This window comes from Pseudomonas sp. AF03-9 (assembly GCF_020515815.1).
In the GTDB taxonomy this organism is placed as follows: domain Bacteria; phylum Pseudomonadota; class Gammaproteobacteria; order Pseudomonadales; family Pseudomonadaceae; genus Aquipseudomonas.
In genome coordinates this window covers 79085-90485 of sequence record NZ_JAHPJF010000024.1, presented here as the reverse complement: position 1 = coordinate 90485, position 11401 = coordinate 79085, and the positions used below count along the sequence as shown (strand labels likewise).

Genomic DNA, 11401 nt, shown 5'->3' with positions numbered 1-11401 from the left:
GGGCAAGCCCGCTCCCACAGGTGATTGGTGTTGATGGGGAGTGAGTGTTCGGCTGGAGATCGCCCAGGCACTGCTAGTCCCCTGTGGGAGCTGTCGAGCCCTAGCGAGGCTGCGAAGGCGGTGGCACTGTTGATAGAGGTGTTGGCTGAACCACCGCTTTCGCGGGCAAGCCCGCTCCCACAGTTGATTGGTGTGGATGCGCTGTCAGTGCTCGACTGGAGATCCCCGAGGGAGCAAGCTCCCTCGCCACAGGTCCGGTGTTCCAAGCAACGTTATGTAGGAACCTGAGACACGTCAGGCTGCCAGGCCGCGTCCCGCACGTTCCAAATTGCGCCATAGCCACGGCGGCAATACATCCGGGTCCAGGCTATCGATCAGGTTCTTCAACCCCAACCCCAACTCCGTATCCCCCTCAATCACCAACCGCCGGCGAAAAAACAGCGTATCCGGATCTTCCTGCCGACTGGCCAATAACAAAAACTCACGCCAGTTGCCGCTGATGGTCACCTGGGCCTGGGCCTTGTCGGCAATGCGCAACCCATCCCGCGCCAGGGTCAAGTACCAGCACAACCCCAGGTCGGGGATGCGCAGGCACATCCAGCGCCCGCGCAGCAGGTCGAAGCCACCGGCGCGCAAGGGCTCGGCCAGGCAGCGGTTGAGGCCTTGCTGCAACGCCAGGCGCTGGACCCGGAACGGCACGCGGCGCAGCAGTGGCAACAGACGGTCGGCGCCCTTGAGCAGCCATTGTTTGCGATTCAACATAGCCCCACCTCCTCGACCCGCAACATGCCGGCCTGGCCATGCCAGTAGCCGTTGCAACCGTCGACAAACAACGGCGGCGTGGCGCCCTGGCGCACCTGGTCGTAGGCACGCACCACATCGGCCATGCCTTCGGCCCTGGGGCTCAGACGCAGCAGATCGGCACCGCAGGCGACCAGCCCCGGGTAGTCGGCGAGCAGGTTGGTGACGTCGGCGGACATCGTCTGAATGCCGTTCAAGGTAAACAACGCCTGCCCTTCCTGGCTGGTCAAGGCCATGCCGTCCGGGTAGTTGATGCAGCAGAACTGGCAGTCGTCCTTGGGCCGGTTTTCCGCACGGGCAGTGAAGCAGCGCGCCGAGTAGGCCAGGGGCAGATGACCGTAGGCGAAGATCTCGACCTGGGGCAACGGCCGCCCCAGTTCACGTACTTGCTCCAGCACATCGGCGATCAAGCCGCGGGAGCATTCCACCGGCGGCACCCAGCGTTGCATGCCGGCATCGAGCAATTGCACCAGGGCGTGGCCGTTGTAGAGGTTGAGCGCCGGGCCGCCGACGAAGGGCAGCTTGCGCTCCATCAGCAACTGCACCGCGCCCATGTCGTTGGCTTCCACCAGCAACTGGCCGTTGTCGCACAGGCGACGCAGGCTGGACAGTTCCGAGGCGGCTTCAATCAAGGTAAGGCTCGACAACACGATCTGCGCCGAACTGCACGCCTGCAATTCACGCCCCAGGCCCAGCCATTGATCGAGGTTCAGGGCGCGGCGTTTGGAGCACACGGTCTCGCCCAGGTAAATCACGTCCAGGGGCAAGTCGGCCATGTCCGCATAGAAGCGCCCGAGGTGCTCCTTGTCCCAATAAAACAGCACCGGTCCGAGGCTGAGTTTCATCTGTGGTTCCTCACTGCCATGCACGATGGTAAGCACCCAGGGTGGTCTGGCTGCCTTCGGAAAGCCCCGCCAACACCTGCCGCCATTGGTCCTTGACCACAAAGTGGGCCGGGCTGGCGCGGTGGGCGTCGAGGGCGGCGCGCCAGACGCGGGTGACTTGCTCGACATACGCCGGGCTGCGTTGGCGGCCTTCGATCTTCACTGCTTCCACGCCGATGGCCGTGAGCTCTGGCAGCAGGTCGAGGGTGTCCAGGCTGGTGGGTTCTTCCAGCGCATGGAAGCGCTTGCCGTCCACCAGGAAACGGCCTTTGCACAGGGTCGGATAGCCGGCGGGTTCGTCCGGCGTGTAGCGGTCGATCAGCACCTCGCTGAGGCGCGCACTGAGGCCGTCGGCGTCATCGCTCCAGCGCACGGCCTTGGCCGGTGAGCACACACCGCACAGGTTGGGCGATTCCCCGGTGATGTAGGACGACAAGTGGCAGCGCCCTTCAGCCATGATGCACAGGCTGCCAAAGCCGAACACTTCGATGGGCACCGTGGCGCTGGCCGCCACCTGCTTGACCTGGGCCAGGGACAGCACACGCGGCAGCACCGCACGGCGGATACCGTAGCGTTCAACGTAGAACTTCAGCGCCGCCGCATGGGTGGCCGAGCCCTGCACCGACAAGTGCAAGGCCAGGTGCGGATGACGCTGGGCGGCGTAGCCGAGCACACCGGGGTCGGCGGCGATCAGCGCGTCGATGCCATGATCGGCGGCGCGGTCCACCGCCCGTTGCCAGCGCGGCCAGATCTTGGGTTGCGGGTAGGTGTTGACCGCCACGTAGAGCTTGCGCTGGTGCTGGCGGATATGGGCGACGGCGGCGTCGAACTGTTTGTCGTCCATGTTCAGCCCGGCGAAATGCCGGGCATTAGTGTCATCGCGAAACCCCACGTACACCGCATCGGCGCCTTGGCGCACGGCGGCTTTCAGCGCAGGCAAGTTGCCTGCCGGGCAGACCAGTTGCATGGTGGCTCCTTATTGAAAATCGGCAAAGGACAGGAACGGCACCGCCGCCCCCTTGGGCACCTGCTGTCCGCGTTCGACAATCACCAGGCCGTCGGCCCAACACGCGGGCGCGAGCATCGCCGAGCTTTGCTGCGGGTGCAGGATGGCGCGCAATTGCCCATCGATGCCGGGGCTCAAGCGCGCACGCAGGTATTGGCGGCGCTTGTTCGGCTTGGCCCAGTCAAACCCGGCCACCACGTTGATCGGCACCGGCAACACCCGCTCGGCCCCCTGGGCGCGCAGCAGGAACGGGCGCACCACCACCAACGCGGTGATCAGCGCGGCGGTCGGGTTGCCCGGCAGGCCGATCCACGGTTTGCCCGCGACCTGGCCGAACGCCAAGGGCTTGCCGGGCTGGATCGCCAGGCGCCAGAACTCGACCTTGCCGAGCGCCTGGATCGCCTGCTTGAGGTGGTCCTCCTCGCCCACCGACACACCGCCGGTGGTCAGCAGCAGGTCGCATTCGGAAGACGCCAGCACCAGCGCATCGCGGCTGGCCGCCAGGGCGTCGGCCATCACGCCGTAGTCGTGCACGTCCACGCCCCAACCGCGCAGCAACGCCGCGAGGAGGTGGCGGTTGCTGTTGTAGATCTGCCCGGGTGCGAGCGACTCACCCGGCTCGCGCAATTCATCACCGCTGCTGAGCAGGCACACCCGCAGCGGCCGATAGACCTTGACCCGCGGGATGCCCGCCGCCGCCAGAAGGCCGATCTCCTGGGCACGCAGGCGCTTGCCGGCGCTCAACACCCGTTGCCCGCGTTGCAGCTCTTCGCCGCGCTTGCGCACGTGTTCGCCCAGGCGCACGGGTGGGCACCAGATGCGCTGGCCATACACCCGGCAACGTTCCTGCGGCACCACGCTGTCGGCACCCGCCGGCAACGGCGCACCCGTAAAGATGCGTACCGCCTGCCCGGCCTGCAACGGCACGTCGCTGCTGTGCCCGGCGGCGATGCGCCCCGCCACTTCGAGGTAACCACCCTGCTCCGGCACGTCAAACGCGCGCAGGGCGTAGCCGTCCATGGCGCTGTTGTCCCAGCTTGGCAGGTCGAGGGGTGAAAACACTTCGTCGGCGACGACCCGCCCAAGGGCCTGGGCCAAGGCAATCACTTCAGTGGAAGGCGGCGGCGGCGCCTGTGCCAGCAACTGTTCGATGGCCTCCTCTACCGGCAGCAGGTCGCCGCTGTCACACACGTTCATGAGCGCGCCTCACAGGCCGCGAGCGCCTGGTCGAGTTGTGGCTTGAGGTGCGGCGCGAAATTGCACGGGCCGGTGCGGCTGTCCAGTTGACCGACGAGAATCTGGTCCCAGGCGGTGCGGCACGCGCCCGGCGAACCTGGCATGCAGCACACCAGCACACCGTTGCTGAAACCGGCCAGGGCACGCGATTGCAGGGTCGACATGCCGATTTCGGCAAGGGACACCTGGCGAAACAGCTCGCCAAAACCGTCGACCTGTTTGTCCAGCAACGGCAGCACGGCCTGGGGCGTGTTATCTCGAGCGGTGAAGCCGGTGCCGCCGGTCATCAGCACCACTTGCACCTGGGGGTCGGCGATCCACTGCGAGACGCGCGCGCGGATCTGGTAGATGTCATCCATCACGATGCCGCGGTCGATCAGCATGTGGCCAGCGGTTTGCAGGCGGTCCACCAGGGTGTCGCCGGAGGTGTCGGTGTCGTAGGTGCGGGTGTCGCTGATGGTCAGCACCGCGATATTCAGGGAGACAAAACTGCGTTGGGTCAGATGGGCCATGATCCAGGCTCCAGGCGTTGGAAAGATGGTTGCAGCCTGCGCCGCAATGGGCGCAGGGCCTATTCCTCGGAGGAGGTATGCCGTTAGGGGGCCAGGCGCGTGCGTTTCCAGTGGCCGTCGTGCAGGCGGAAGTCGAGGCGGTCATGCAAACGATCCGCACGCCCCTGCCAGAACTCGATGCGCTGCGGTTGCAGGCAATAACCGCCCCATTGCTCCGGCCGTGGCGGTTGGCGCCCGGCGAAACGCTCGGTGACTTCACGCAGGCGGCCTTCCAGCTCGCTGCGATGGGCCAATGGCTGGCTCTGCGGCGAGGCCCAGGAGCCCAGTTGGCTGGCGGCCGGGCGGGCGTCGAAATAGTCGTCGGACAGTTCGGTGTCGGCCTTCATCACCGGGCCTTCGATGCGCACCTGGCGCTCCAGGCCGGGCCAGAAAAACGTCATGGCGGCGTGGGGGTTGCTCGCCAGTTCCTGGCCCTTGGCGCTCTGGTAATGACCGAAAAAGAAAAACCCTTCGGCGCTGAAGCCCTTGAGCAACAAGATGCGGCAATGGGCGTGGCCGCTGCTGTCGACCGTGGCCAGGGCCATGCTGTTGGCCTCGGCGGGCGGCACTTCCGTCTTGCGCGCCTGGGCCAGCCACTGGCCGAACAGCTCCAGCGGGTCGTCCTGCTCGCAGTCATCACGCAGGCCATAAAGGGTGTAGTTGCGGCGCAATTGCGCAAGGGACAGGGGCATGACGCGGTCCTCCGGAAAGTTCGCCACAGTGTGGGAACTGACGCCGAATGATCCCTTGACCGCGATCAACAATTGGCCGTGGCATGACGCCGCATGGCAACTGTGTACAACATCACATTCCTGCACCCTGGCCTTGAACACTCTGTAGTGCGCGGGCTTGCCCCGCGCCGGGTGGCGAAGCCGCCCCAACAAGGACGCCACGGTGTTTCAGACAAACCAAGGTGCCTGGGTTTGGGGCGGCTGCGCCACCCAGCGCGGGGCAAGCCCGCTCACTACAAAGGCGGTTGATGCAGGGGTTACCACAGGGATTTGGCGAGGATCACGATCAGCACCATGTGCCCCAGGATGCTGCGCCGGATCCACAGTGCGCGCTTGGCACTCAGGCGCTTATGGGTCAGCCAGTACGCGAGCAGCAGGTAGTGCCCGATGATGCTCAGCGCCAGGCTGACTTTCAGGCTGAACAACAGCGTAAAACGAGCGGTCCACGGCACGTTCCAGTAGTGCCACGCCAGGCCCAGGCCCGCGCCGTAGAGCACCACCACGACCCCGTGCAGCACCCGCCGCGATCGCCGGGCGATCGCCTGGTCCGAGGTGAATTGCGCCGACCAGGCCAACTCTTCCCGGGCGCTGTGCCAGATCACCAGTTCAAAAAACAGCGTGCCGATAAACGCGATGGCCGCCAGCAGATGTACGATCAGCAACAGTGAATACATGGCTGTCTCCTACCCTGGATGCCCGTCGACCCGCGCCTGCCAGAGCATCGGGCCATAACGCCACAGGTACAGCCCCAACCCGACGCACCAGCACGCCCCCGCCAGCCACAGCGCCGCCACCGGCCACACCAGCACCAGCAGCACCCGGCACACACACGCCAGGTTCAGCAGCGCAAACGCCAGGCTCATCCCACCTGGCGGTTGCAGCGAGCGGCCAGTGTGGCCGAGGCTGACCCGCGCGATCATCGCCAGGATCAAGCCCCCCATGGCCCCCACCGTCAGCGCATGCACCGCCAGGCTGGGGTTCAACGGCGCGCCGAAATGCCACAGCGCCATGCCCAGGCAGGCCAGCGCCAGCCAGGCGTACGCCAGGTGCAGCGACCACAACAGTGGCACCTGCCACAGGCCGCGCGCGTGCCAACGCACCAGGCGCAGCAGGTGGCCCACGCCAAGTGCGGCAAACAGCACGCCCAGCCAAAGGCGCGGCGACAGGGCCAGCCCGCTGGCATAGAACAGCGCCACCAGGATCGAGCCGCCCAGCAGCAGATGATCCAGCCACGGCCACGGCTTGACCGCCTCGACCCGGCCCAGGCCGCGCTGGGTGAAAAACGGGATCACGCGGCCGCCGATCAAGCCCATCATCGCCGCCACCAGCCATAGCCCGGTGAGCACCGCCTGGCGTTGCAGGCCGAGGTCATACAGCGACAACCCATCCGCCACGGCCAGCAGCACCAGCACCAGCACAATCGGGTAGTTGCGCCGCTGGCGTACCTGCCACAGCGTCCAGCCCATCACCCCGGCCACCGCCAGCGGAAAGCTCAGTTCCAGCAGCGCCAGCAGCGGCCATGGAATATCCAGCAACCAGCCCAGGCGCGCCGCCAGCCACAAACCCGCCAGCGCCGCCAGGGGCGCACCGCTGAGGCCCGGGCGGCCGGTCCAGGTCTGCACCGCCGTCAGCAGGAACCCGGCGATGATCGCCACGCCAAAGCCAAACAGCAGTTCATGCCGATGCCAGACAAGCCAGCCGCCGGCCGGTTGCCAGTTGCCGGTCATGCCCCCCAGGGCCAGCAGCCACAGGGGAACCGCCAACGCCGCCAACAGGCACGCGCCGAGGAAGAACGGCCGGAAGGCCAGGCGAAACAACGGGGTAATCGACAGTGCCTTGCGCCGATCCAGAACTTGCATGCTGCGGCTCCTCAACTCATTTTCTGTGCCGATGGTGCGCCTGCGCGCGCGTCTTGCCCTTGTCGCAGATCAAGCTGTGCCAAGGGTAGTCGGATTAACCTTGAGCCCCCCTTCCCCTTTGTGTCCCGAGGTATTGATGGTGCTCCATCGTGTCCATCACCAGATCCTGCGCAGTCACCACCTGTTCGAGCCCATGGACGAGGCCCAACTGACTGAGTTGATGAGCAACAGCCAACTGCTCAATGTCGACAAGGGCGAGCCGCTGTTCCGCCAGGGCGAACCGGCCGAGGCGTTTTACTTTGTGATTGCCGGCGCGGTGAAAATCTACCGCCTGACCCCGGACGGCCAGGAGAAGGTGTTCGAGGTGATCGGCGAACGCCAGACGTTCGCCGAAGCGATGATGCTGATGGACACGCCCAACTATGTGGCGTGCGCCGAAGCGGTGTGCCCGAGCCAGGTGTATCGGCTGTCCAACGCCACCTACATGCGCCTGTTGCACAGCAACAGCCGCCTGACCTTCGCCCTGCTCGGCACGTTGTGCGTGCGCCTGCACCAGCGGGTCAACGAGATCGAGACACTGTCGCTGAAGAACGCCACCCACCGCGTGGTGCGCTACCTGCTCACACAACTGGTGCGCCAGCAGAACACCGAAACACGCTTCGAACTGCCCATGGCCAAGCAGTTGATCGCCGGGCACCTGTCGATCCAGCCGGAGACGTTCTCGCGGATTATCCGGCGCTTGATCGACGAAAAGATCATCACCCAGGACGGTCGTCATATCGCCATTCTCGACCGCCCGCGCCTGGAGCAATTCGAGTGAAGACCTGCCTGTACTGTCAGCGGCGCAACCCCGAAGCACGCGTCACCTGCGCACACTGCGCCATGCCGCTGCCGGCGTCCGAGGCCAGCAAACAGGCCTTGCGGCTGAGCCGCTTTCAGTGGTTCTGCGTGGGCCTGGCGCTGTTTTGCATCGCGATGTTCTTCTGGCTCCCCCGGGATATTTACTGACCCTCGGTCAACTGCCGGTACAGCTGCGGTAGCCGCTGCGGCAACTGCTGTGGCTGGCGGATCAGGGTGAAGCCGTTCGCGCCGAACATGTACGGCAGGTAGTCACCGGCCTGCTTGTCGATAGTGATGCAGAACGGGATCAAGCCCTGGCGCCGCGCTTCGAGCACCGCCTGGCGGGTGTCTTCCACGCCATAGCGGCCCTCGTACAGATCCAGGTCGTTGGGCTTGCCATCGGTGAGCAACAACAACAGTTTGCGCCGCTGTGGGCAGGCCCCCAGCAGCCGGGTGGCCTGGCGGATCGCGGCGCCCATGCGCGTGTAGTAACCCGGTTTGAGCGCCTGGATCGCACCGCGGGTGTGGTCGTCATAGGGTTGCTGGAAGGACTTGAGCACCTGCATGCGCACCTGCTGACGACGCAGGGACGAAAACCCGTACAGCGCAAAGCGGTCCCCCGCGCCGGCCAGGCTTTCGCCGAACAGCAGCAGGCTGTCGCGAATCACGTCGATGACCTTTTGGCTGTCGTTCAGGTGCGCATCGGTGGACATCGACAGGTCGGCCAGCAGCAGGCAGGCAAGGTCGCGGTGGCTGTGACGTTGCTCCATGAACAAGCCGCGCTCGGCGCAGGCGCCGTGCTGGCGTTGCACATGAAAATCCAGCCAGGCGTGCAGGTCGATTTCGCTGCCCTGGGGTTGCTGGCGCTGCCATTGGCGGTCGGTGCGCAGGTGCTGGAACTGGCGGCGCAAGCGGCGGGCCTCGGCATGCAGGCGCACGGGCAAGGGTTGCGGTGGCGCGTCGCGTAGCTGCATCAGTTGCAGGTTGACGAAGGCGTCTTGCAGGCGCTGCTGGCGGTAGTCCCACTCCGGCAGCTTGATCCCTGCGCCGAGGGGGATGTCATCAACGTCGGCGGGCGGCAGGTCGAGGTGCAGTTTCAGCCCGCCACTTTTGCGCACACGCTGGCGTGACAGGCTCAGTTGGTCGAGGTCTTCGGCCACGCGGGCGGCGTCGGGGTCGTCGCTGTCGTCGCTCCAGCGGTCGAGGTCGACGTGTTCGGTCCAACTGAACAGGTTTTCCAGGCGTACCACCAGCAGGCCGCCGTCGCGGCTCTGGTCATCCAGACGCGTGGCGCGCTTGGGTGCGCCGTGTTGTTCACTGGGCGCTGCTGACAGATCGTCGCCGGTGTCGTCGAGGTCGGCGCTTTGCGGCGTGTCGAGGTGCAGCGGCGGGTACAACCACAACGGCAACGGCCACGGCGCGCGCTCGCTGCGTGGCAGATGGCGCACACTGCCGGGCTCGCGAAGGGCCTTGCGCAGGGCTTTTTCCAGCGCCGCTTCGTCGGGGCGCAGGCTGGCGGGGTCGGGGCGCAAGGCGATGTGCGCATCCACCAGGCGCCGGTAGCTGGGGCCCATGGCGGGGTAGCGTTGCAGCAGCAGCCAGGTCCAGCGCTGGTTGTCCCGCGCCCAGTGGGTCATCGGGCCGGACTGTGCGGCAAGCAGGGCCAACCAGCGGTAAAGCTCCAGGTTGAGGCTGGCGTGGGGGAACACCGCCAGGCGGGACGGCAGGCGCAAACGGTTGCCGTCGCAGGACGCCAGCGGTGCCTGTTTGCAAGTGCCGGCAATACGCATCAACAGGTTACGGCGCAGCAGCAGGTCGCGTTCGCCGGCGGCTTCCAGGGCGATGCCACCGGCGCCGCCGAGGGCGCGAAACAGCAGCGCCAGGCTGCGTTGGCGGTCGCTCAAGTGGACCTGCGCCGCGGGGAAATCCACGCTGGCGCGACGGGTGATAAAGCGGTGCCAGGCGCTGCCGACCCACTCTTCCAGTTCCAGGGTAAAAGCCATGGGCATTGCTCCAAACGTAAAACGGCCCGCTGAATCAGCCGGGCCGCCCTCTTGGGGATTAACGATCAATGCACAATCGGCACCGGTTCACCGGCCACCGCGCGGCGTTGCCGGAAGCTGTACAGGTAGCAGAGCAGTCCGAGCAGGAACACCACGCCGCTGGCCAACCGCGCCCAGAACAACCCGTGCAGATGTTCGGTGGTGGCCATGAACGGCAGCGCCACGCCGTCCACCGGCCAGCGTTGCAGCCACACCTGTACGGCGCCGGCGGCGGTGAGGAACAGGGTGATCATCACCATCGACAGCACCATCAGCCAGAAGCCCCAGACCTCGATGGTCTGCGAGCGGGCATCCGGCGCTTCGCCGAGGCCACGCAGGCGCGGCATGGCGTAGCTGATCAGGGTCATCACGATCATGGCGTAGGCGCCGAAGAACGCCAGGTGACCGTGGGCCGCGGTGAGCTGGGTGCCGTGGGTGTAGAAGTTGACCGGGGCCAAGGTGTGCAGGAACCCCCAGACCCCGGCGCCGAAGAACGCTGTCACCGTGGTGCCCTTGGCCCACAACGTTGCGGCACGGTTGGGGTGCTGGCGCCGACGGCGTTTGACCATGGTGAAGGCGAACATCACCATCGCCAGGAACGGCAGCGGTTCCAGTGCCGAGAAGATCGAACCGACCCACAGCCACACCTGCGGCGCGCCGATCCAGAAGAAGTGGTGCCCGGTGCCAATGATCCCGGTGATCAAGGCCATGGCGATGATCACGTACAGCCATTTTTCCACCACCTCACGGTCGACGCCGGTGACCTTGATCAGCACGAACGCGAGCATCGAGCCCATGATCAATTCCCACACGCCTTCAACCCACAGGTGCACCACCCACCACCAGTAGAACTTGTCCCGCGCCAGGTTGCCGGGGTTGTAGAAGGAGAACAGGAAGAACACCGCCAGGCCGATCAGCCCGGTCATCATCACCATGCTGACCGTGGTCTTGCGGCCCTTGAGCAGGGTCATGCCGATGTTGTAGAGAAAGCCCAGGCATACCACGACGATGCCCATCTTGGTGATGGTCGGTTGCTCCAGGAACTCACGGCCCATGGTTGGCAGCAGTTCGTTGTGGGTCAGCTTGGCCAGCGCCGCGTAGGGCACCAACAGGTAGCCAAGGATGGTCAACACCCCGGCCACGGCAAACACCCAGAACAACAGGATCGCCAGTTTCGGACTGTGCAGCTCGCGGTCCGCCTCCTCGGGCACCAGGTAATAGGCGGCGCCCATGAAGCCGAACAGCAGCCATACGATCAACAGGTTGGTGTGGACCATCCGTGCCACGTTGAACGGAATCAGCGGGAACAGGAAGTCACCCACCACGTATTGCAGGCCCATGATCAGGCCGAACAGCACCTGGCCGACAAACAGCATCAGGGCAAACACAAAGTAGGGTTTAGCCACGGCCTGGGATTGGAATTTCAGATAGGGATTGACGCTGCGCATGGC

12 protein-coding genes are annotated in these 11401 nt (G+C 65.6%); 2 read left to right on the top strand and 10 right to left on the bottom strand.

All coding sequences use genetic code 11. The features are described from left to right. Positions 1-294: 294 nt before the first annotated feature. The 8 genes from ubiT to LIY36_RS24850 all read right to left on the bottom strand — a co-directional run bounded on the left by ubiT (position 295) and on the right by LIY36_RS24850 (position 7068). Positions 295-762 carry a ubiquinone anaerobic biosynthesis accessory factor UbiT gene (gene ubiT, locus LIY36_RS24885; protein ID WP_226457531.1) on the bottom strand — a complete coding sequence of 156 codons (468 nt, stop codon included), beginning with the start codon at positions 760-762 and terminating at the stop codon, positions 295-297. Beyond that, positions 756-1646, bottom strand: coding sequence for a U32 family peptidase (locus tag LIY36_RS24880; RefSeq protein ID WP_192300746.1), 891 nt, complete (start codon positions 1644-1646; stop codon positions 756-758). The genes ubiT and LIY36_RS24880 overlap by 7 nt, the downstream gene beginning before the upstream one ends. 10 nt (positions 1647-1656) lie before the next feature. Further along, a complete protein-coding gene (ubiU, locus tag LIY36_RS24875) occupies positions 1657-2652 on the bottom strand; it encodes a ubiquinone anaerobic biosynthesis protein UbiU (RefSeq protein WP_192300747.1) in 996 nt (331 codons plus the stop codon). 9 nt (positions 2653-2661) lie between these two features. Then, complete coding sequence (locus LIY36_RS24870) at positions 2662-3888, bottom strand: molybdopterin molybdotransferase MoeA (protein ID WP_226457530.1); 1227 nt, start codon at positions 3886-3888, stop codon at positions 2662-2664. Continuing rightward, complete coding sequence (gene moaB / locus LIY36_RS24865; RefSeq protein ID WP_226457529.1) at positions 3885-4439, bottom strand: molybdenum cofactor biosynthesis protein B; 555 nt, start codon at positions 4437-4439, stop codon at positions 3885-3887. Before moaB ends, LIY36_RS24870 begins: the two co-directional genes overlap by 4 nt. Positions 4440-4522: 83 nt before the next feature. Continuing rightward, a complete protein-coding gene (pdxH, locus tag LIY36_RS24860; RefSeq protein WP_226457528.1) occupies positions 4523-5170 on the bottom strand; it encodes a pyridoxamine 5'-phosphate oxidase in 648 nt (215 codons plus the stop codon). A gap of 296 nt (positions 5171-5466) precedes the next feature. Then, on the bottom strand, positions 5467-5883 hold the full coding sequence (locus tag LIY36_RS24855; protein ID WP_192300751.1) for a hypothetical protein: 417 nt from the start codon (positions 5881-5883) through the stop codon (positions 5467-5469). A 9-nt stretch (positions 5884-5892) separates the two neighbouring features. Then, a complete protein-coding gene (locus LIY36_RS24850; protein ID WP_192300752.1) occupies positions 5893-7068 on the bottom strand; it encodes an NnrS family protein in 1176 nt (391 codons plus the stop codon). Positions 7069-7204: 136 nt separating this feature from the next. Here LIY36_RS24850 and LIY36_RS24845 point away from each other — a divergent pair, with 136 nt between their 5' ends. Both LIY36_RS24845 and LIY36_RS24840 read left to right on the top strand, forming a co-directional pair. Continuing rightward, positions 7205-7888 carry a Crp/Fnr family transcriptional regulator gene (locus tag LIY36_RS24845; protein ID WP_226457527.1) on the top strand — a complete coding sequence of 228 codons (684 nt, stop codon included), beginning with the start codon at positions 7205-7207 and terminating at the stop codon, positions 7886-7888. Further along, positions 7885-8076 (top strand): protein DnrP, encoded by a 192-nt coding sequence (locus LIY36_RS24840; protein ID WP_192300754.1) that lies wholly within the window; start codon positions 7885-7887, stop codon positions 8074-8076. Before LIY36_RS24845 ends, LIY36_RS24840 begins: the two co-directional genes overlap by 4 nt. On the opposite strand, the gene LIY36_RS24835 is transcribed toward LIY36_RS24840, so the two are convergent. Beyond that, complete coding sequence (locus LIY36_RS24835; RefSeq protein WP_226457526.1) at positions 8070-9911, bottom strand: nitric oxide reductase activation protein NorD; 1842 nt, start codon at positions 9909-9911, stop codon at positions 8070-8072. The genes LIY36_RS24840 and LIY36_RS24835 overlap by 7 nt on opposite strands. A 65-nt stretch (positions 9912-9976) precedes the next feature. Next, positions 9977-11398: a cbb3-type cytochrome c oxidase subunit I gene (locus LIY36_RS24830; RefSeq protein ID WP_226457525.1), complete on the bottom strand. Its 1422-nt coding sequence runs from the start codon at positions 11396-11398 to the stop codon at positions 9977-9979. Positions 11399-11401 lie beyond the last annotated feature (3 nt).